At 60.9% G+C, this 21,248-nt stretch carries 19 protein-coding genes; 13 read left to right on the forward strand and 6 right to left on the reverse strand.

Annotation, left to right across the window (positions count from 1 at the left end; translation table 11 throughout):
• Together ftsZ and lpxC are read left to right on the forward strand one after the other, a co-directional pair.
• A partial coding sequence (ftsZ, locus tag J5M56_RS21365; protein WP_207937734.1) for a cell division protein FtsZ occupies positions 1-990 on the forward strand: 990 nt, incomplete at its 5' end.
• 114 nt (positions 991-1,104) lie between these two features.
• Positions 1,105-2,016: a UDP-3-O-acyl-N-acetylglucosamine deacetylase gene (gene lpxC / locus J5M56_RS21370; RefSeq protein WP_027917990.1), complete on the forward strand. Its 912-nt coding sequence runs from the start codon at positions 1,105-1,107 to the stop codon at positions 2,014-2,016.
• A 122-nt stretch (positions 2,017-2,138) separates the two neighbouring features.
• On the opposite strand, the gene J5M56_RS21375 is transcribed toward lpxC, so the two are convergent.
• Positions 2,139-2,594 carry a DciA family protein gene (locus J5M56_RS21375; protein WP_207937735.1) on the reverse strand — a complete coding sequence of 152 codons (456 nt, stop codon included), beginning with the start codon at positions 2,592-2,594 and terminating at the stop codon, positions 2,139-2,141.
• Between the two features lie 274 nt (positions 2,595-2,868).
• Between J5M56_RS21375 and secA the strand changes: the two genes are divergently transcribed.
• The 3 genes from secA to J5M56_RS21390 all read left to right on the forward strand — a co-directional run bounded on the left by secA (position 2,869) and on the right by J5M56_RS21390 (position 7,927).
• Positions 2,869-5,604, forward strand: a complete 2,736-nt coding sequence (secA, locus tag J5M56_RS21380; protein WP_186477490.1) for a preprotein translocase subunit SecA — start codon at positions 2,869-2,871, stop codon at positions 5,602-5,604.
• A gap of 87 nt (positions 5,605-5,691) precedes the next feature.
• A complete protein-coding gene (gene argJ, locus J5M56_RS21385; protein WP_060478122.1) occupies positions 5,692-6,909 on the forward strand; it encodes a bifunctional glutamate N-acetyltransferase/amino-acid acetyltransferase ArgJ in 1,218 nt (405 codons plus the stop codon).
• A gap of 73 nt (positions 6,910-6,982) precedes the next feature.
• The gene (locus J5M56_RS21390) at positions 6,983-7,927 is read left to right on the forward strand and encodes a Nudix family hydrolase (protein ID WP_207937736.1); all 945 of its coding nucleotides are present in this window, start codon (positions 6,983-6,985) and stop codon (positions 7,925-7,927) included.
• A gap of 32 nt (positions 7,928-7,959) precedes the next feature.
• Here the strand turns inward: J5M56_RS21390 and J5M56_RS21395 are convergent, their stop codons facing one another.
• The 3 genes from J5M56_RS21395 to J5M56_RS21405 are packed head-to-tail and all read right to left on the reverse strand — an operon-like array spanning position 7,960 to position 11,505.
• Positions 7,960-8,526 carry a cob(I)yrinic acid a,c-diamide adenosyltransferase gene (locus J5M56_RS21395; RefSeq protein ID WP_186477493.1) on the reverse strand — a complete coding sequence of 189 codons (567 nt, stop codon included), beginning with the start codon at positions 8,524-8,526 and terminating at the stop codon, positions 7,960-7,962.
• 1 nt (position 8,527) lies between these two features.
• Positions 8,528-10,558, reverse strand: coding sequence for an ATP-binding protein (locus tag J5M56_RS21400; RefSeq protein ID WP_207937737.1), 2,031 nt, complete (start codon positions 10,556-10,558; stop codon positions 8,528-8,530).
• Positions 10,559-10,587: 29 nt separating this feature from the next.
• Positions 10,588-11,505, reverse strand: coding sequence for a putative 2-dehydropantoate 2-reductase (locus tag J5M56_RS21405; protein WP_207937738.1), 918 nt, complete (start codon positions 11,503-11,505; stop codon positions 10,588-10,590).
• A 102-nt stretch (positions 11,506-11,607) separates the two neighbouring features.
• Between J5M56_RS21405 and J5M56_RS21410 the strand changes: the two genes are divergently transcribed.
• The 3 genes from J5M56_RS21410 to J5M56_RS21420 all read left to right on the forward strand — a co-directional run bounded on the left by J5M56_RS21410 (position 11,608) and on the right by J5M56_RS21420 (position 14,418).
• On the forward strand, positions 11,608-12,093 hold the full coding sequence (locus J5M56_RS21410; RefSeq protein WP_054884610.1) for a YajQ family cyclic di-GMP-binding protein: 486 nt from the start codon (positions 11,608-11,610) through the stop codon (positions 12,091-12,093).
• 112 nt (positions 12,094-12,205) lie between these two features.
• On the forward strand, positions 12,206-13,048 hold the full coding sequence (locus J5M56_RS21415; RefSeq protein ID WP_186477496.1) for a mechanosensitive ion channel family protein: 843 nt from the start codon (positions 12,206-12,208) through the stop codon (positions 13,046-13,048).
• A 125-nt stretch (positions 13,049-13,173) separates the two neighbouring features.
• Positions 13,174-14,418, forward strand: a complete 1,245-nt coding sequence (locus J5M56_RS21420) for an MFS transporter (RefSeq protein WP_207937739.1) — start codon at positions 13,174-13,176, stop codon at positions 14,416-14,418.
• A gap of 131 nt (positions 14,419-14,549) precedes the next feature.
• Here the strand turns inward: J5M56_RS21420 and J5M56_RS21425 are convergent, their stop codons facing one another.
• A complete protein-coding gene (locus J5M56_RS21425) occupies positions 14,550-16,097 on the reverse strand; it encodes an AmpG family muropeptide MFS transporter (RefSeq protein ID WP_186477498.1) in 1,548 nt (515 codons plus the stop codon).
• Between the two features lie 43 nt (positions 16,098-16,140).
• Positions 16,141-16,494: an MGMT family protein gene (locus J5M56_RS21430; RefSeq protein ID WP_186477499.1), complete on the reverse strand. Its 354-nt coding sequence runs from the start codon at positions 16,492-16,494 to the stop codon at positions 16,141-16,143.
• A 151-nt stretch (positions 16,495-16,645) separates the two neighbouring features.
• On the opposite strand from J5M56_RS21430, the gene J5M56_RS21435 reads away from it, so the two are divergent.
• From J5M56_RS21435 to groL, 5 genes are all read left to right on the forward strand, one after another.
• On the forward strand, positions 16,646-17,656 hold the full coding sequence (locus J5M56_RS21435) for a DUF481 domain-containing protein (RefSeq protein ID WP_186477500.1): 1,011 nt from the start codon (positions 16,646-16,648) through the stop codon (positions 17,654-17,656).
• Positions 17,657-17,741: 85 nt separating this feature from the next.
• Entirely contained in the window at positions 17,742-18,473 is a 732-nt protein-coding gene (locus J5M56_RS21440; RefSeq protein WP_060478112.1) for a DUF2470 domain-containing protein, read from the forward strand.
• Positions 18,474-18,540: 67 nt separating this feature from the next.
• Positions 18,541-19,002, forward strand: coding sequence for an FxsA family protein (locus tag J5M56_RS21445; RefSeq protein ID WP_060478111.1), 462 nt, complete (start codon positions 18,541-18,543; stop codon positions 19,000-19,002).
• 252 nt (positions 19,003-19,254) lie between these two features.
• Positions 19,255-19,548 carry a co-chaperone GroES gene (locus J5M56_RS21450; protein WP_009684394.1) on the forward strand — a complete coding sequence of 98 codons (294 nt, stop codon included), beginning with the start codon at positions 19,255-19,257 and terminating at the stop codon, positions 19,546-19,548.
• Positions 19,549-19,597: 49 nt separating this feature from the next.
• A complete protein-coding gene (gene groL / locus J5M56_RS21455; RefSeq protein WP_060478110.1) occupies positions 19,598-21,238 on the forward strand; it encodes a chaperonin GroEL in 1,641 nt (546 codons plus the stop codon).
• Positions 21,239-21,248 lie beyond the last annotated feature (10 nt).

Consider the following 21,248-nt stretch of genomic DNA (forward strand, 5'->3'; position numbering starts at 1 on the left):
GGTGCCGGTGCCAATCCTGAGGTCGGCCGTCAGGCTGCACTCGAGGACCGTGAGCGCATTGCCGAGGTGCTGCAGGGCACCAACATGGTGTTCATCACCACCGGCATGGGTGGCGGTACCGGTACCGGTGCGGCGCCGATCATCGCTGAAGTGGCCAAGGAAATGGGCATTCTCACCGTTGCAGTGGTGACCCGTCCGTTCCCGTTCGAAGGTCGCAAACGTATGCAGATCGCCGATGAAGGCATCCGCATGCTGGCTGAGAGCGTCGACTCGCTCATCACCATCCCTAACGAGAAGCTGCTGACCATCCTGGGCAAGGACGCCAGCCTGCTGTCCGCCTTCGCCAAGGCCGACGATGTACTGGCCGGGGCCGTTCGCGGTATCTCCGACATCATCAAGCGCCCAGGCATGATCAACGTCGACTTTGCCGACGTACGCACCGTCATGGGTGAAATGGGCATGGCGATGATGGGTACTGGTTGCGCCAGCGGCCCGAACCGTGCTCGCGAAGCCACCGAAGCGGCCATTCGCAACCCGCTGCTCGAAGACGTCAACCTGCAGGGTGCCCGCGGCATTCTGGTGAACATCACCGCAGGCCCTGACCTTTCGCTGGGTGAGTACTCCGACGTCGGTAGCATCATCGAAGCCTTCGCCTCCGACCATGCCATGGTCAAAGTCGGCACCGTGATCGACCCTGATATGCGCGATGAGCTGCATGTCACCGTAGTCGCGACCGGCCTCGGCGCACGCATCGAGAAACCGGTGAAAGTGGTCGACAACACCCTGCAAACCGCTCAGCAAGCGTACGAAGCGTCCAACCCGGCGCCAGTGCGTCCAGAGCAACCAGCGGTGAACTACCGTGACTTGGAGCGCCCGACCGTGATGCGCAACCAGGCCCACGCAGGCGCTGCGGCGGCGGCTAAACTCAACCCTCAGGATGACCTGGACTACCTCGATATCCCAGCCTTCCTGCGTCGTCAGGCCGATTGATGGAATTTATCAGGGGTATAAGGGTGATTGGTGTTCAGCAAAGGCAGGGTCTGTTATCATCCCCAGCCTTTGTTGATACCTGTTCGCATTATTTGCGCTGAAGCGGCCAATGCCATGATTAGACAACGCACCCTGAAGAATACCATCCGTGCCACGGGCGTCGGCCTGCACTCCGGGGAGAAGGTCTACCTGACCCTCAAGCCTGCGCCTGTCGACACCGGCATCGTCTTCCGTCGCGCCGACCTCGACCCAGTTGTCGAGATCCCGGCGCGTGCGGCCAACGTCGGTGAGACCACCATGTCCACCACGCTGGTCAACGGTGACGTCAAGGTCGATACGGTCGAGCACCTGCTCTCCGCCATGGCGGGCCTGGGCATCGATAACGCCTACGTCGAGCTCTCCGCCTCGGAAGTACCGATCATGGATGGCAGCGCCGGTCCCTTCGTATTCCTGATTCAGTCTGCCGGCCTGGAAGAACAGGACGCAGCCAAGAAGTTCATCCGTATCCTGCGTGAAGTGACAGTGGTGGAGGGCGACAAGAGCGCCACCTTCCTGCCATTTGACGGGTTCAAGGTGAGCTTCGAGATCGACTTCGATCACCCGGTCCTCAAGGGCCAGACCCAGAGTGCGGTCGTCGACTTTTCCAGCACGTCCTTCGTGAAGGAAGTCAGCCGCGCCCGTACTTTCGGCTTCATGCGTGACATCGAGTACCTGCGCAAGCACAACCTTGCGCTCGGTGGCAGTGTCGAGAACGCCATCGTGGTCGACGAGACCGGTGTGCTCAACGAAGACGGCCTTCGTTCGGATGACGAATTCGTCAAGCACAAGATCCTCGACGCCATTGGCGACCTTTACCTGCTGGGCAACAGCCTGATCGGCGAGTTCAAGGGCTACAAGTCCGGCCACGCGCTGAACAACCAGCTGCTGCGTAAGCTCATCGAAGAAACCGATGCCTGGGAAGTGGTTACATTCGAAGATGCCAGTACGGCACCGATCTCCTACATGCGCCCTGTTGCGGCAGTGTAAGTTCGAACACTCTCTCTAGTGTCATCAAGGCCACCTTCGGGTGGCCTTTTTTATGGTGTTTGTCTGGGGTTGTGCGCGGGTGCGGATATCGAGCGCCAGCATAATACCCAAGGCAAGCGCCCCTAGCCCTTACCCTTCGCATGTGCCGCCAGCCGTTGCAGAGCAGCGCGCAACTTGGGGTCGGCGATGCCTTCAGCGGAATCGCGGATGCTGTCGGCGGCGCTGTTCGACAGCTCGGTCGTGTTGCCGCCGCGCTTGGCAGGTACCAACGGTGGCTGAACCTTGTACAGGATGCGTTGCAAGTTGCCGAACGCTTCCAAGGTTTGTAACTGGCGCTGCAAGCGCTTCTGCTGGTAGCGCAGACGAGTCGCCCAATGGCCATCGGTCACCACCAGCAGCAGCGTGCCATCACGCCATGAGGCCACATGGCAATGCTCCCTTGCAGCCGGCTGCAACTGGCTTTCCAGCAAGCGCTGCAGGTGCTCCAGACGCTCAGCCTGGTTCAGCAACAGGCGTAACGGGCGGTTCTGACGTAGCAGTGCGGCAGGCGGCTGGGCGGGTGTGGGTTTGAAAGCCATGGTGGTTTGCATCAAGTTACAAGATCGCCAGTCTAACATCCCCATGGTCGGTGCTGGCCTTATTGACACGTTTCATCAACCTGCGGGTTGAACTCAGGGAAAATGCCCCTATCTTAGAAAAGCCCCCGCCTAAGCGCTGTGCCAGCATCGTGGCAATCGACCACTTTCCTCACCATCGTTTCCGGGTAGAATGCTCGTTCGCATGCGGCCTCAGGGCTGCACGGGCGACTCATGGGGCCGCCCTCCATCCCTACGTGTGGAAGATCCTGCCGATATGTTTGCGCCTTTGTTAAAAAAACTTTTTGGAAGCAAGAACGAGCGTGAAGTCAAACGCATGCTCAAGACGGTAACGATCGTCAATGCCTTCGAAGAGAAAATGGTGGCCCTCTCCGACGAGCAGCTGCGCGCCAAGACCGCAGAGTTCAAGGAGCGCCTGGCCAAAGGCGAGACGCTGGACCAATTGCTGCCTGAAGCCTTCGCTGTCGCCCGTGAGGCTGGTAAGCGTGTGATGGGCATGCGCCACTTCGACGTGCAGCTGATCGGCGGCATGACCCTGCACGAGGGCATGATCGCAGAAATGCGTACCGGTGAAGGCAAGACCTTGGTCGGTACCTTGGCCGTTTACCTCAACGCCTTGTCTGGCAAGGGCGTGCACGTGGTCACTGTGAACGACTACCTGGCTCGCCGAGACGCCAACTGGATGCGCCCCCTGTACGAATTCCTCGGCCTGTCCGTGGGCATCGTTTCAGCCTTCCAGCCGCCTGAAGAAAAGCGCGCAGCCTACGCTGCCGACATCACCTACGGCACCAACAACGAATTCGGCTTCGACTACCTGCGCGACAACATGGCGTTCAGCCAGGAAGAGAAGTTCCAGCGCGACCTCAACTTCGCGGTCATCGACGAAGTCGACTCGATCCTCATCGACGAAGCGCGCACCCCGCTGATCATCTCCGGCCAGGCCGAAGACAGCTCCAAGCTGTATATCGAGATCAACCGCCTGATCCCGCGCCTGACCCAGCACATCGAAGAAGTCGAAGGCCAGGTCACCCAGGAAGGCCATTACACCATCGATGAGAAGAGCCGCCAGGTCGAACTCAACGAAGCCGGTCACCAGTACATCGAAGAGATGCTGACCCAGGCCGGCCTGCTGGCCGAGGGCGAAAGCCTCTACTCGGCCCACAACCTGGGCCTGCTGACCCATGTCTACGCCGGCCTGCGTGCGCACAAGCTGTTCCACCGCAACGTCGAGTACATCGTTCAAGACGGCCAGGTGCTGCTGATCGATGAACACACGGGTCGCACCATGCCGGGCCGTCGTTTGTCCGAGGGCCTGCACCAAGCCATCGAAGCGAAGGAAAACCTGAATATTCAGGCCGAAAGCCAGACCTTGGCTTCGACCACCTTCCAGAACTACTTCCGCCTGTACAGCAAGCTGTCCGGTATGACCGGTACCGCAGACACCGAGGCTTTCGAGTTCGCCCAGATCTACTCGCTCAACGTGATGGTCATTCCGCCGAACAAGCCGCTCGCGCGTAAGGACTTCAACGACCTGGTGTACCTGACCGCCGACGAGAAGTACGCCGCGATCATCGCTGACATCAAAGAGAGCATGACCCAGGGCCGTCCGATCCTGGTGGGTACTGCCACCATCGAAACGTCCGAGCACATGTCGAACCTGCTGAAGAAGGAAGGGATCGACCACAAGGTACTGAACGCCAAGTACCACGAGAAGGAAGCCGAGATCATCGCTCAAGCCGGTGCTCCGGGTGCGCTGACCATCGCTACCAACATGGCTGGCCGTGGTACCGACATTCTGCTGGGCGGTAACTGGGAAGCCGAAGTGGCTGCCCTGGATAACCCGACCCCCGAGCAGATTGCTCAGATCAAGGCCGACTGGCAGAAGCGTCACCAGCAGGTCATTCAAGCCGGTGGCCTGCATGTGATCGCCTCCGAGCGCCATGAATCGCGCCGTATCGACAACCAGCTGCGGGGCCGTTCTGGCCGTCAGGGCGACCCGGGTTCCAGCCGCTTCTACCTGTCGCTGGAAGACAGCCTGATGCGCATCTTCGCCTCTGACCGGGTGAAGAACTTCATGAAGGCGTTGGGTATGCAGTCCGGCGAGGCCATCGAGCACCGCATGGTCACCAACGCCATCGAAAAAGCCCAGCGCAAGGTCGAGGGCCGCAACTTCGACATTCGCAAACAGCTGCTCGAATACGATGACGTGGCCAACGAACAGCGCAAGGTGATCTACCACATGCGCAACAGCCTTTTGGCGGCGGAAAACATCGGCGACACCATCGTCGAGTTCCGCAAGGAAGTTCTGGACGCCACCATCAGCCAGCATATCCCGCCGCAGTCGCTGCCTGAGCAGTGGGATGTAGCCGGCCTGGAAGCGTCGCTGGCCAGCGACTTCGCCATCAAACTGCCGATTCAGCAGTGGTTGGACGAGGACGATCGTCTCTACGAAGAAACCCTGCGCGATAAGCTGCTGCACGAAATCACCACGGCGTACACCGAGAAGGAAGACCAGGCCGGCCTCGATGCCCTGCGTACCTTCGAGAAGCAGATCCTGTTGCGTGTGCTCGACGATCTGTGGAAAGACCACCTGTCGACCATGGACCACCTGCGTCACGGTATTCACCTGCGTGGCTATGCCCAGAAGAACCCGAAGCAAGAGTACAAGCGCGAGTCGTTTACCCTGTTCCAGGAACTGCTCGAGTCGATCAAGCGCGACACCATCCGTGTGCTGTCACATGTTCAGGTGCGCCGCGAAGACCCTGTCGAAGAAGAGGCACGCCTGCGTCGCGAAGCCGAAGAACTGGCCAGCCGCATGCAGTTCCAGCACGCCGAGGCACCAGGCCTTGAAAATGATCAGTTGGCCGAGGAGGGCGCCGAGGTTGCGGTCGCTGCTGCCCCGGTGCGTAATGACCTCAAGCTGGGCCGCAACGAGCCGTGCTGGTGTGGTTCGGGCAAGAAGTTCAAGCATTGCCATGGTCAGATCGAGTGACCTGACCTGATTGCTTTATCGTGACAACCCTGGGGGCCGCATTGCGGCCCCCTTTTTCCATATTCACCGTTTTCTAGGAGCGCTCTAATGGCTGTTGGTCTTGGTCCCTTGCCCACCCTGCACCCGGTTCCGGGTTTTGAACTCGGCATCGCTTCTGCCGGCATCAAGCGCCCTGGGCGCAAGGATGTGGTGGTCATGCGCTGTGCCGAAGGCTCCAGCGTGGCTGGCGTGTTCACCCTCAACGCCTTCTGCGCCGCGCCGGTGATCTTGTCCAAGCAACGCGTACAAGGCACTGTGCGCTACCTGCTGACCAACACCGGCAATGCCAACGCCGGTACCGGCGCACCGGGCCTGGCAGCTGCCGAGCGTACCTGTGCCAAGCTGGCCGAGCTGGCTGGGGTGCCGGCCGAATCGGTATTGCCATTCTCCACCGGTGTAATCGGTGAGCCATTGCCGGTCGAGAAGATCGAAGGCGCACTTCAGGCGGCCCTGGACGATCTGTCGGAGAACAACTGGGCAGAAGCCGCTACCGGCATCATGACCACCGATACCCTGCCCAAAGGGGCCAGTCGTCAATTCCAGCACGAGGGCGTTACCGTCACCGTCACCGGTATCAGCAAAGGCGCTGGCATGATCCGTCCGAACATGGCCACCATGCTCGGCTACATCGCTACCGACGCCAAGGTCGCCCCGGCGGTGCTCAAGGATTTGATGCTCGATGGCGCCAACAAGTCGTTCAACCGCATCACCATCGATGGCGACACCTCGACCAACGATTGCTGCATGCTGATCGCCACCGGCAAGGCCAACCTGCCGGAAGTCACCGAGGCCAGTGGTGCGTTGTTCGAAGCGCTGAAAAAGGCCGTGTTCGAAGTGTGCATGGAAGTGGCCCAGGCCATCGTGCGTGATGGCGAAGGCGCCACAAAGTTCGTCACCGTGCAGGTCAACGGTGGTGGCAACCATCAGGAGTGCCTGGATGTCGGTTACGCGGTAGCGCATTCGCCGCTGATCAAGACCGCGCTGTTCGCCTCCGACCCTAACTGGGGCCGTATTCTGGCGGCGGTGGGCCGTGCTGGCGTGCCAGCGCTGGATGTCAGCCTGATCGACGTTTACCTGGGAGAGGTGTGCATCGCCAGCCAAGGCGGTCGTAGCCCGAGCTACACCGAAGCGCAGGGCGCTGCTGTGATGGCCCAGGAAGAGATCACCATCCGTATCGAGTTGGGTCGCGGCCAGTGCAGCGAAACCATCTGGACGACCGACCTGTCCCACGAGTACGTGAAGATCAACGCCGAATACCGCACCTGATCCACCTGGGGTCGCGTGGCGGCCCCAACCCCCAAGCAATCGAGCCGGCATGCTGGCTGGCGGAGTGTGAAGGTTGAAACGAATTCATGTAGTAGCCGCGGTGATTCGCGGCGGTGACGGCCGCATCCTGATTGCGCGCCGCGCCGATTCTCAGCACCAGGGAGGCCTTTGGGAGTTCCCTGGCGGCAAGGTGGAGCAGGGCGAAAGCGTCGAAGCGGCGTTGGCTCGTGAGCTGCGCGAAGAATTGGGCATCGAGGTTAGCCGCTCGCGCGCGTTGATCAAGGTCAGCCACGATTACCCGGACAAGCAGGTGCTGCTGGATGTCCGTGAGGTCGATGCGTTCACCGGTGAGCCCCACGGCGCTGAAGGCCAACCTGTGGCCTGGGTTGCGCCACGGGACCTTCCTCAATATGCGTTCCCCGAGGCCAACAAGCCGATCGTCGCCGCTGCGCGCTTACCGGACCAGTACCTGATTACCCCCGAGGGCCTGGAGGTGCCGCAACTGCTTAAGGGTATCCAGAAGGCCGTGGCCAGTGGCATTGGCTTGATTCAGTTACGCGCGCCAGACATGTACGACCCCAAGTACCGTGATGTAGCCGTGGACGCGGTCGGCCTTTGCGCCGGCAAGGCGCAACTGATGCTCAAAGGCCCGTTGGAGTGGCTCGGCGACTTTCCGTCAGCGGGCTGGCACCTGACTGCCGCGCAACTGCGCAAGTATGCAGCTAACGGCCGCCCGTTCCCCCAGGAGCGCTGGCTGGCCGCATCTTGCCACAGCGCCGAGGAGTTGGCCTTGGCTGCGCAGATGGGCGTGGATTTCGTTACGCTTTCACCGGTTCAGGCGACCCAGACTCATCCGCAGGCTGTGCCGCTGGGCTGGGATGAAGCACAGCGGTTGATTGCTGGCTTCAACCTGCCGGTTTACCTGCTGGGCGGCGTTGGTCCGGCGCAGCGAGACCAGGCGTGGGAGGTTGGCGCACAGGGTGTGGCGGGAATCCGCGCCTTCTGGCCAGACGCTTGAGTATTCGGGGCCGCGCAGCGGCCCCAGTCATCTCAGCCTTGAGGCTTTGCTGCAGGCTGCCACAGGACTTCGGCAATGCCTTGGCGCCGCCCGATGATCCGTGCTGCCACGAACAGCAGATCGGACAGCCTGTTGATGTAAGCCAAACCCACCCCCTGCAATGGCTCCAGCGCATTCAATTGCTGGCAGCGCCGCTCCGCACTGCGCGCCAGGCTGCGGCACACGTGGGCCTGTGCCACCAGCGCCGAACCGCTGGGGAGTATGAAGTTCTTCAGGGGCCCCAACTCTTCGTTCCACACATCGATCGCCGCCTCCAGTCGTTCGACCTCAGCCTGGTCGAGGGCCTGATAGCTGGGCATCGCCAACTCGCCCCCCAGGTCGAACAGGCGGTGCTGGCAAGGCGCCAGGACAGCGCTGAGTTCTTCAAGCCCCTGCTCGGCAAGCCCGGCCAGTAATAGCCCAAGCTGGCTGTTGAGGCTGTCCACCTCACCAATCGCTTCGACCCTTGGGTGGTCCTTGGGTACGCGCCGGCCGTCACCCAGGCCGGTTTCGCCTTGGTCGCCAGTACGGGTATAGATCTTCGACAGGCGATAGCCCATGTCATGCCTCCGTGTCGTTCGGCGCCGCCGATGAGGGCTGGCCGAGGGGCAGGCGCAGGGTGAAACAGGTGCCCTGGCCGGGCGAGGAATGCACTTCCATCTGCCCCTTGTGGTTGTTGGTAATGATGAAATACGAAACCGATAGGCCAAGCCCGGTCCCCTGGCCGATTTCCTTGGTGGTGAAAAATGGCTCGAAGGTGCGTTTACGCACGGTTTCAGGCATGCCGACGCCGTTGTCCTCGACCTGAATCTCGGCCCAGGGTGGATTGAGCCGAGTACGCAAGGTGATACGCCCTGGCTCGCATGGCTGAGGGCGCTGATGGATGGCCTGGGCAGCATTCTTGAGCAGGTTCAACAGCACCTGCTCCAGCTCGTTGGCCGTGCATGGCACCGGGCCCAGATTGGGGTCGAACTGGCGGACGATGGCGTGGCCCTTGAAATCGAAGCCAATGGTCAGGTCGAAGTCGTTGCTGGCGATTTCCACTGCCTGGTCGATCAGCGCGGGTAGCTCGCATGGCACCAGTTGGCGGTTGCTGCGGCGGCTGAAACTGAGCATGTGGGTCACGATCTTCGCCGCGCGCGCCCCGGCCTGTTGGATGCCGTCTAGTAGTTGCGGCACTTCGCGGTGCTCCAGGTAGCGGTTGACGCTCGGCAAATCGATGCCCAGCTCGCTGGCCTGCTCTTGGTTGCGCGGCAGCTCGGGTGACAGGCGCCGGCGAATGTTTTGCACGTTGTGCAGGATGGCGCCGAGCGGGTTGTTGATTTCGTGAGCCATACCGGCGGCCAGGCCGCCGACCGAGAGCATTTTTTCCGACTGGACCATCATCTCTTCCAGCGACAGGCGCTGGGTGATGTCGTCGATGCGGATAACCACGCCACGGCCGCCGCCGCCCATCAGCGGGTAGAAGGTCAAGGCGTAGTGGCGCAGGTCGTCGTCCTTGGGCCAAGTGACCCGCTCGATTTTCGCTACCCGGTGCTTCTCGACGCTTTCCTTGAGCTGGGGCAGGAATGGCTTGAGCGGCTCGAACGCGATGAAGATCGGCTGGTTCAGCGCCTGGTCCAGGGGAGTGCCGGAAAGCACCGTGGCTTCGTGGTTCCATTGGGTGACGTAGAGCTGTTCGTCGAGCGCGATCAGGGCCGAAGGCATGGAGTCGATGATGCTGTTGAGGTAGTTCTGAAACCCCGTGAGCTTCTTCTCGATCTTGCTGCGTACCTGAACTTCCAGCTCCAGCTTGCGGTTGGTATGGCGGGTTTCTTCGGCCAGGCCCTGGGCCTGATCATAGGCGGTTTGGAACTCGTCGCGGGTGCGCTTGAGCTGCTGCTCGCGTGCTTCGATGCGTGAGAGCATGGTGTTGAACGCATCGGCCAGGCTGCCGATTTCATCGTCATTGCCGCGCTTGGCACGCAGGGCATAGCTTTCCTCGCGGGTGACTTGGCGGCTCAGTTCCTCGAGTTGGTTGATCGGCTGGGTGATCAGCCGTTTTATCTGCCGGGCAATGACCAGCCACAGTAAAATGCTGAACACCAGTATCGCAAGGCTCGCGCTGAGGGTGCCGGTGTAGAACGCGGTGGGCAGTTCACTGCTGGCGACCAGCAACAGGTGTGCCGGTGGGCTGGCATCGCGCGGAATGCGGATCAACTGGGTGCTGCGAAACTCCATCAGGCGCCAACCGTCGATGTTGCGGTAGCGCTTGGGCAGGACCATGGGCTCGCCGTGCTGCAGCTGCGCCAGCATCTTGCCGTCACCGCCGTAAAGCGCGGCGGCGCGTAGCGGGGTATAGCTGTCCAGCTCTTTGAGCAAAGCAGTGGCGGTTTCGCTCGAGTCGGCAGCGCGGGCAGAGAGCTGCGGGTTGGCGACAAGCTTGCCGATGGTCTGCAACGCCTGCGGCGCCATGCTGTCCTGGGTGATCCAGTACGCGGCGCTGATGAAGGCCAGATTGGCCACCAGCAGGATAGTCACCAGCAGTACCAGTAGGGCCGCCAGCAGTTTTTGCCCGACCGGGAGGTTTTCCAGGCGTTGGCGCAGGCTCATGGGTAAGGCAATGTCCCTATGGGTTGAGATCACGCGCTGGGCAAACCACGCGCTCGCAGGTTATCGACCAGACGCTGATGCAGGTGTTCCAGCTGTGGCACGCGCATATCGTGGCGCGCTGCTGCTCGGCAAACGTGCCCCAGCAAGTAATGCACTTCAGTACGTCGACCAGCGCGTACGTCCTGGTACATGGAAGAGTAGTTGGCAGCCGTTGCCAGGATTACCCGCTGAACCTCTTCGTCAAGATCCCTGGCAGCCAGTGGCTGACCGCAGTGGCGCAGCAACGCGGCCAGTTCAGTGCTCAGCGCCTCGACCTCGTCCAGATGCCCGAGCAGCCCTCCGTTCTGGCAGTCGTGCAGAACGGTCAATGGGTTGATGGCACAGTTGAGCGCCAGTTTACGCCAGAGCCGACTAAGGATGTCGGGCGTCCATTGAGCAGGGATGCCGGCCTCGCCAAGGTCTGTGAACCATGGCGGCGGGGTAGGATTGGTCGGGTCGCCCAGCCAGTTGAAACCGTGGCCGGCAAAGCGTACTCGCCAGTCGTCTTCGCGAAATGCGCCTTCGGTACTGGAGGCGAAAACGCAACGCGCCAGTGGCGCTCGTTCAGCGACTTCGTCCTGGCTCCCCAGGCCATTTTGCAGCAATACCAGGTCTGCGCCTGCCACCAGGCGCGGCGCCAGGGCAGCGATGGCGGGGGCGGCGTCGTAGGCCTTGCAGGCCACCAGCAGGCGATGAATGGGGCCACCGGACTCGGCCGTTTCGGCCGGGATGGCGTACAGGCTAGCCCGATCCTGTTCGAGCAGGGTCAGGCCACCGGCCTGCTGGTAGGCCTGCAGGCGCTGTGCATCGCGTAGGATCAGGCGGACTGCTTTGCCTGCGCGGGCCAGCCGGCAGGCCCAGAGGCTACCGAGGCTACCGGCGCCGAGAATATGCCAGGTGCTGCTCATCTGCGTTTCGCAACCCGTTATAATGAGCTGGCATTTTAACCCCCTTACACCGACGCGCTCCATGTTCAGACTGAGCGCGCTTTCATTTTATGGAGACAACCCATGCCTTCGTTCGACGTGGTATCGGAACTGGACAAGCACGAAGTGCAGAACGCCGTCGATAACGCTATCAAGGACCTCGACCGCCGCTATGACCTCAAAGGCAAGGGCAGCTTCGAGTTCAAGGACAAGGAACAGACCGTCGTACTGACCGCCGAGGAAGAGTTCCAACTCGAAGCCATGTTGGAAATCCTGCGCCTGGCGCTGGTCAAGCGCAAGATCGACGTGAAGTGCCTGGAAACCAAAGACCCATATGCCTCGGGCAAGGAAAAGAAACAGGAAGCGAAGTTCCGCGAAGGCATCGACAAGGACCTGGCCAAGAAGATCGTCGCCACCATCAAGGACGGCAAGCTCAAGGTCCAGGCCGCCATCCAGGGCGAGCAGGTGCGCGTCACCGGCAAGAAGCGTGATGACCTGCAGGAAGCCATTGCCCTGCTGCGGACCAAGGAATTCGACATGCCTTTGCAGTTCAACAACTTCCGCGATTGATCGCGGCACCTGAAACCCTGATGGCGCAGCGTTGTCCATCGGGGTTCACGGCGGCTGCGACGTCAGCCGCCCGCTTTACTGTGTACGTGCCGTTTGGCATCAGGAGATGAATATGGATTTGAACGCCGAAGTTGACCATCTGGTACGCCAGACTCAGACCTGGGTGCCCTTGCTCATGGAATATGGCAGCCGCCTGCTGCTGGCACTGCTGACCCTGGCGGTCGGCTGGTGGATCATCAACAAGGTCAGCGCACGCCTGGGCAAATTGGTCGGCTTGCGTAATGCTGACCTCGCCTTACAAGGCTTCATCAGCACCTTGTCGAACATCGTGCTCAAGATACTGCTGTTCGTCAGCGTGGCGTCGATGATCGGCATCGAAACCACCTCGTTCGTTGCCGCCATCGGTGCCGCTGGCCTGGCGATCGGCCTGGCCTTGCAGGGCAGCCTCGCGAACTTCGCAGGTGGCGTGCTGATCCTGATGTTCCGCCCGTTCCGCATCGGCGACTGGATCGAAGCGCAAGGCGTGGCGGGTACGGTCGACAGCATCCAGATCTTCCACACTGTGCTGCGCACCGGTGACAACAAGACGGTGATCATGCCCAACGGTTCGCTGTCCAATGGCATCATTACCAACACCAACCGCCAGCCCACGCGCAAGGTGGTGTTCGATGTGGGCGTGGACTACGAGGCCGACCTGCAAAAGGCCCGCAACGTGCTGTTGGAGCTGGCGCAGGACCCTCGTGTGCTGGCAGAACCTGCGCCTCAGGCAGTCGTCTCGACCTTGGGTGACAGTTCGATCACCGTTTCCCTGCGGCTGTGGACCAAAACCTCCGACTACTGGGACGTGATGTTCATGCTCAACGAACAGGCCCGTGACCGGTTGAAGGCCGAAGGCATCGATATCCCGTTCCCGCAGCGAGTGATTCGTGTCGTGCAGGAGACTGCCGCACAGTGACGCTAAGCCGGGGGTCGCAGCAGCGGCCCTCGGTGTTTTCACCCCCTCCTTACACTTGTTCACAGCATGTGTTGGCCTTTTCTGGCATATAGCCTGACCCCTCTTGCCTGTTCCGATACACCATCATGAAACCACTGCTCTACATCACGCCACTGCGGGCCTTGCTGTTCGGGCTGACCCTGGCGCTGTTCGAATTGCTCACCTACCTGGCCAGCGATGCCGTGATGCCGGCAATGCCGGTGGTGGTCGAGCACCTCAATGCCAGCCCCGAATACATCCCCCATGCGCTCAACCTGTATCTGCTCGGTGGCGTTGTATTGCAATGGCTGATTGGCCCGCTGGCCGACCGCTATGGCCGCCGCCCGCTGTTGCTGGCTGGCTGCGCATCATTCGGTTTTGCTTGCCTGGCCACCTACTGGGTGGACGATATCGGCCTGTTCAATCTGCTGCGCCTGCTGCAGGGCATCGGCCTGGGCTTTGTGGTAACCGTCAGCTACCCGGCGCTCAACGAGTCGTTCAGTGAAGCGGATGCGGTGCGCATGATGGCGCTGCTGGCCAATATCGCTTTGCTTTCGCCACTGCTCGGTCCACTGGTCGGCACCCTCATGCTGCAGTGGCTGGACTGGCGTTGGCTGTTCGTAGCCTTCGCCATGGGGGCCGTTGTGTGCTGGCTGCTACTGTACCGGCTGATGCCGGAAACCCTGGGTGTAGAGCGCCGCGACGGTTCGCGGCTGGCCTTTACGCCGATTCACCTGCTGCCGTTGCTTGCCGGTTACGGGCAGTTGCTGGGCAACCGCAAGTTCGTCGCAGGCAGTGCCGCGCTGGGGCTGGTGGGGCTGCCGCTGATTGGCTGGATCGGCCTGTCACCGGTGTTGCTGATCCATGACGAAGGGCTGAGCACCATGGCCTACGCACTGTGGCAATTGCCGGTTTTCGGCGGGTTGATCCTGGGTAATTTGATCATCAACCGCATCGCGGACCAATACCCGCTGGCAAGCCTTGTACGCGGGGCGCTGGCGCCCTATCTGGCCGGCCTGTGTGTAATGGTGCTGGCGACCTGGTTGTGGCCGACGGTCACCAGCGTGGTTGCCGGCATGTCGCTGTATGCGTTGGGGCTGGGTGTGACCAACGCTGTTCTGTATCGCATGACGCTGTTCGCCAGCGAACAGAGCAAAGGGTTGGTATCGGCGATGTTGGGCATGATCACCATCGCCTTGCTGGGGCTTGGTGGCGCGTTGCTGGCGATGATTGGGGCGGGAGCGAGCCTGTTGCACTTTGCCCTGGCCGCTGGCCTGGCAGGGGCCCTGGCACTGTGGCCGCTTTGGTTCGTGGTGGGTGGGCGGCCTGGGGAAGGGGCGGTCGCTCAATAGTCTTGGCTGCCTAGGCCGGCTTCTTCGCGTGTGAACCCGCTTCTACAGGCAATGCACAGTGTCTAACGCTTGTGCATTGGCGGTAGAAGTGGGCTTTGCGGCGAAGAGGCGTGACCGCCTGCAAAAAGCGATCAAGGCTGCTCGGTGGCCGAGTTATTCACCGCAACCTGCTTTCCCCGGCCCGCCTCCTGCCACCAGTGCAGAGCGATCAGAATCAGCGTGGGCACCCCGAGTAGGGCGGTGATCAGGAAGAAGTCATGATAACCATACTTTTCCACCATCACCCCCGAATAACCGCCGATCAGGCGTGGCAGCAGCAGCATGATCGAGCTGAGCAGCGCGTATTGGGTGGCCGAGAACTTCAGGTTGGTGAGGCTCGAAAGGTAAGCGACGAACGCTGAGGTGGCCAGGCCGGAGCTGAAGTTGTCCAGCGAAATGGTCACTACCAGCATTTCCAGATTCGGTCCCATGTCGGCCAGCATCAGGAACAGAATGTTGGTAGCAGCCGATGCGGCACCGCCGATGAACAAAATGGGCAGGATGCCGAAGCGCACGATCAGCAAGCCACCCACCCCGGCGCCCACCAGGGTCATGATCAGGCCGAATACCTTGCTGACGCTGGCGATTTCATCCTTGGTGAAGCCCATGTCGATGTAGAACACGTTGGCCATCACCCCCATCACCGTGTCCGACATGCGATAGGTGGCGATCAGCCCCAGCAGCAACAAGGCCTGCCAACGGTAGCGCGTGATGAAGTCGTGAACCGGCGTCAGCACCGGAGCCAGGCCGCGGCGGCCGAGGCTCGAGAGGCAGGCCCAGGTCAGCAGCACATAGAGGATCAGGCGCAGGAACGCACGGTCTTCCAGCAACAGGTCAAGGGGGGTCGCGTCCCCGGAGATCACACTCGACCACCCGGTGTTGAACATCTGTGTGAAGCTGGCCGGCACCGACACCAGTAGGATGATCAGCACGAATACCGAAGCCATCTGATGCATCAAGCCATAGCGCGCGGCCGATAACTGAGTGCGCAGTGGCACCGGTGGCTCACGCATTACCAGGGTGGTGAACAGCGCCGGCAGCATCATCACCCCGAACAGCACGTAAGTGCCCGCCCAGGCCTTGTGCAGGTAGCTGAAGCCAGTTGAGCCGAACCATTCTGCAAAGAACAGTGCACCGGCTGTGGCAAGCAGGGCAGCTACCCGGTAGCCGGCCATGTAGCTGGCGGCCAGGGCAGCTTGGCGCTGATCGTCGGCGATCTCCAGCCGATAGGCGTCCACCGCGATGTCCTGGGTGGCTGAGGCGAAGGCCACCAGTACGGCCAGCGCGATGAGCCAGGACAGGTGCTGTTGCGGGTCGCACAGGCTCATGCCGATCAGGCCGATCACGATCAGCGATTGCGACAGCAACAGCCACGAACGTCGCCGCCCCAAGCCGCCGAGCAATGGCAGGCGCCATTGGTCGAGCAAGGGTGACCATACCCATTTGAAGGCGTAGGCCAGGCCGATCAGGCTGGCGTAGCCAATGGTTTCGCGGGCTACGCCCGCTTCGCGCAGCCACACCGACAGCGTGGAGAACACCAGCATGTAAGGCAGGCCAGCCGCGAAACCGAGCAGCAAAAGTACCAAGGTAGACGGGCTGGCATAGGCAGCGAGCGCAGCGCGCCAGGTTTTACGGGGCATGGGCCAATATCTGCCTCAAAATTGCGAAAACAAAGCGCGCACTCTAACCGCTGTGCTCCATCGGGCGCCAGCCATGGCGCGTCATATCCACACGATTATTGGCTACATTGACGCCCTCCGCGCGTAGTCTGGCCCGCTGTTCATCCCCCGAGGGCGTTCCCTGCGCCAGGCTCAGGCGCCCGCCTGCGCCAAGCACGCGGTGCCAGGGCAGTCGGCTATCGGCTGGCAACTGCCCAAGTGTGCGCCCCACCCAACGCGCCGCACGGCCAAGCCCCGCCAGCTCGGCAAGTTGGCCATAGCTCACGACTTTGCCCTCCGGCACTTGGCCAAGGACAGAATACAACGCCGTTCGTCGGGCTGCAGGGGACGCCAAAGTGACGTCGAATTCGTCAGACATCCCAACGGCTCTGGCCTGGAATGAACCGGACGAGTGGTTAGGGCAAATGAGAGTTGAACTCAATGGCATTCTCCTGGGTCTGTGCTTGCTCTGACCGCCAGCATCCGGATAATGCCCGGCTTTTTCGACAAATCGAACCCATATTGCGCTTATGTACTCTAGATCGCTGCTGTGCTTGTTGACCGCTGCCGTGTGCGTTACCCCGGCGATGGCAGATACTGTTTGGATGAAGAACGGGGACCGCCTCTCCGGCAAGATCAAGGTATTCGATGGCGGCAAGCTGCTGTTGCAAACGCCCTATGGCGGCTCCATCGCCCTGGATTGGAAGCAAGTTAAAACGCTTGAAAGCGATCAAGAGTTGCTGGTCAAGCAGGATGCCTATAACGGTGAAAAGGCCAAATCCCTGAAGGCTGCCGAACCAGGCAAGGTCACCCTGGCCAATGGCGAAGCGCCAAAAACGGTAGAGCTTGCCAGTATCGAGCAGATCATGAAGCCCAAGCCTATGGTCGAGGACCTGATCTGGAAGGGTAATGTCGACGTAGCCTTGGACTACAAGCGCGCCGAGAACGACACCGACGACTACGATATCGGTTTCAAGACCACGGCCCGCCATGGCCGCTGGCGGCACAACGCCGAAGGTGAGTACAACCGCGAGACCAAGGACGACGTCACCACCACCGACAACTGGAGCGCCGAGTACGCACTTGACCGCTTCTTGACCGAGAAGTGGTTCTGGCAGGGGCGTCTTGAATACAAGCGCGACCACGTCGAAGACCTTGCTCGCCAGCGTACGGTCGGTACTGGCCCGGGCTATCAGTTCTGGGACGACGAACTGGGCGCGTTCTCCCTGGGCTCGCTGATCAACCGAACCGACTTTGAATACCAGGATGGTGGCAAGGACAACTTCTACTCGGCAGCGGTGAAGTGGGACTACACCCGCTACCTGATCGGCAAGAATGTCCAGCTGTTCACCAATGGCGAGCTGGCCAAGCCGTTGGGCGGTGTGGCCGACTACTCGCTGGATGCCGAAGTAGGGCTGCGCTACAAGGTCACCGAATGGGCGTCGCTCAACCTCAAGGCGGAGCGGGACATCATTACCGGTACCCGCGAGAGCAACCTGGACAAGACTCGTTATACCGCAGGTTTCGGCGTGACCTGGTAAGCCTGGCCGAGCGGCGGCACCATTGGCAGTGGCGGGGATAATGCTTATCGTGTTGCATCAACCCCGCCATCAGGAGCCGCCTTCAGTGAGTACCAACGCCATCCGCCCCGCTCGGGAGCTGTTGCTCAAAGAATACCGCGGCGTGCTGTCGACCCATTCCAAGTCCATGCCGGGCTACCCGTTCGGTTCGGTGGTGCCGTACTGCCTGGATGCTCAGGGCAATCCGCTGATACTCATCAGTCGCATCGCCCAGCACACGCACAACCTGCAAAACGATGCCAAGTGCTCGCTGCTGGTGGGTGAGCGTGAGGCTGAGGATGTACAGGCAGTCGGCAGGCTGACGGTGATGGCCCAAGCGCATAAATTGAACGACGAAGCGGCAATCGAAGCAGCGGCCCAGCGCTATTACCGCTATTTCCCCGATGCTGCCGATTACCACAAGGCTCACGATTTCGACTTCTGGGTATTGCAGCCGGTACGTCACCGCTACATCGGTGGCTTCGGCGCTATCCACTGGCTCGATCAGGTCACCCTTGCCAACCCCTTTGCGGGTAAGGCCGAGGCCAGCATGGTCGAGCACATGAACAGCGACCATGCCAATGCCATTGCCCATTATGTAGAGCTCAGTGGCCTGCCACGCGGTGTACCAGCGCAATTGGTGGGCGTCGACAGCGAAGGGATGCACCTGCGCATCGGCCAGGCGGTCTACTGGCTCGCCTTCCCAACAATCTGCAACACGCCGACACAAGTGCGTGAAGCCTTGGTTTTGCTGGCGCGCGCTGACCAATGGCCGGCTGCGACTGAGGTCGAGGCTTGAAATTGCGAGCTGACGCATCCATCTGGAGGTCTTAGGGGAAGGGTTTCTTCCAACGAGGAATGCTTTGATGCGTGCTTTTTTATTGCTGTTTCTGTTGTTCCCGGTGCTTGAGCTGTTTGTCTTCGTCAAAGTCAGCGCCGCGATCGGCTTCTTTCCGGCGCTGCTGTTGATCATCGCCGGCTCCGCCCTGGGTGTGCTGGTGATGCGAGTGGCTGGCTTGGCCACCGCCCTGCGTGCCCGGGAAAGCCTGCAGCGCGGCGAATTGCCCGCTGAGGACATGTTCCAGGGCTTGATGCTGGCTGTCGGTGGTGGGCTGTTGTTGCTGCCAGGTTTCATCAGTGACGTACTGGGCCTGCTGTGCCTGCTGCCGTTCACTCGCCATTTGGCAGCCCGCAAGCTGCGCGAGCGGGCCCAGGCCCAAGCCATGCGCCAGCGGGCGTTTCAGGACGACCCGTTTCAGGCGCAGCCCCGCGACGGCGGACATCGCCCGAACGTGATCGAAGGCGAATACGAGCGCCGCGACAAGTAACCAGACCCGTCACCTGCGGGGCCGCATCAGCGGCCCCGTTGTTTTATAGCCTGCTGAAAAAATTTGCATACCAAGCCTTGTAATTGAATATGGCGGCCTTATGTATGTGGTCACCGCAAGGTTACTGGTGAAAACACCAGACATGACACAGGTGGTTCGCCGTTGGCGGGCCCCTACCGGCAACGCCGGACTGCATCAACCCGCCGGTGTCGATACCGGCCGATGAAAACCACAATTTGGGAGAGATCGACAATGAAGCTTCGTCCTCTGCATGACCGCGTAGTCATCCGTCGCAGCGAAGAAGAATCGAAAACCGCTGGCGGTATCGTCCTGCCGGGTTCGGCCGCTGAAAAACCAAACCGCGGCGAAGTCGTTGCTGTTGGCACCGGTCGCGTTCTGGAAAACGGCGAAGTACGTGCACTGGCCGTCAAGGTCGGTGACAAAGTGGTATTCGGCCCTTACTCGGGCAGCAACACCGTGAAAGTCGATGGCGAAGACCTGCTGGTCATGGCTGAGAACGAAATCCTCGCCGTTATCGAAGGCTGATTTCCCCCGACTTCCCGTTACTCCAAAGATTTTCAAGGATTAAACGATCATGGCTGCTAAAGACGTAAAATTCGGCGATTCCGCTCGTAAGAAAATGCTGGTTGGTGTCAACGTTCTGGCTGACGCGGTAAAAGCGACCCTCGGCCCGAAAGGTCGTAACGTAGTGCTGGCCAAGAGCTTCGGCGCTCCGACCATCACCAAGGACGGCGTTTCCGTCGCCAAAGAAATCGAGCTCAAAGACGCCTTCGAAAACATGGGCGCTCAGCTGGTCAAGGAAGTTGCTTCCAAGGCCAACGATGCAGCCGGTGATGGCACCACCACCGCTACCGTTCTGGCTCAAGCCATCGTCAACGAAGGCCTGAAAGCCGTTGCTGCCGGCATGAACCCGATGGACCTGAAGCGCGGCATCGACAAGGCCACTGCTGCCGTTGTCGCCGAGCTGAAAAACCTGTCCAAGCCATGCGCCGACTCCAAGGCCATCGCTCAGGTAGGCACCATCTCCGCCAACTCCGACAACTCCATCGGTGAAATCATCGCCGAAGCCATGGAAAAAGTCGGCAAGGAAGGCGTGATCACCGTTGAAGAAGGCTCGGGCCTGGAAAACGAACTGTCCGTCGTAGAAGGCATGCAGTTCGACCGTGGCTACCTGTCGCCATACTTCGTCAACAAGCCAGACACCATGGTTGCCGAGCTGGAAAGCCCGCTGCTGCTGCTGGTTGACAAGAAGATCTCCAACATCCGTGAACTGCTGCCTGTTCTGGAAGCTGTTGCCAAAGCCGGCCGCCCACTGCTGATCGTTGCAGAAGACGTCGAAGGCGAAGCCCTGGCTACTCTGGTGGTCAACAACATGCGCGGCATCGTCAAGGTTGCTGCCGTCAAGGCGCCTGGCTTCGGCGACCGCCGCAAGGCCATGCTGCAAGACATCGCCGTCCTGACCGGTGGCCAGGTAATCTCCGAAGAAATCGGCCTGACCCTGGAAACCACCACCCTGGAGCACCTGGGTAACGCCAAGCGCGTCATCCTGTCCAAGGAAAACACCACCATCATCGACGGTGCTGGTGTTGACGCCGACATCGAAGCACGCGTCAAGCAGATCCGCGCCCAGATCGAAGAGACGTCTTCGGACTACGACCGTGAGAAGCTGCAAGAGCGTCTGGCCAAACTGGCTGGCGGTGTTGCCGTGATCAAAGTCGGTGCAGGCACCGAAGTTGAGATGAAAGAGAAGAAAGCCCGCGTTGAAGACGCCCTGCACGCTACCCGTGCAGCCGTCGAAGAAGGCGTGGTGCCTGGCGGTGGTGTAGCCCTGGTTCGCGCCCTGGCTGCCATTGTCGACCTCAAAGGCGACAACGAAGACCAGAACGTCGGTATCTCCCTGCTGCGTCGTGCTGTTGAAGCTCCGCTGCGCCAGATCACTGCCAACGCCGGCGACGAGCCAAGCGTGGTGGCCGACAAGGTCAAGCAAGGTTCGGGCAACTACGGCTACAACGCCGCTACCGGCGAATACGGCGACATGATCGAGATGGGTATCCTCGACCCAGCCAAGGTCACCCGTTCGGCTCTGCAAGCTGCAGCTTCGATTGGCGGTCTGATGATCACCACCGAAGCCATGGTTGCCGACCTGCCGGAAGACAAGCCAGCTGCTGGCATGCCTGACATGGGCGGTATGGGTGGCATGGGCGGCATGATGTAAGCCAGCCTTA

This window comes from Pseudomonas sp. 51_B, assembly GCF_017491595.1.
GTDB lineage: Bacteria > Pseudomonadota > Gammaproteobacteria > Pseudomonadales > Pseudomonadaceae > Aquipseudomonas > Aquipseudomonas promysalinigenes.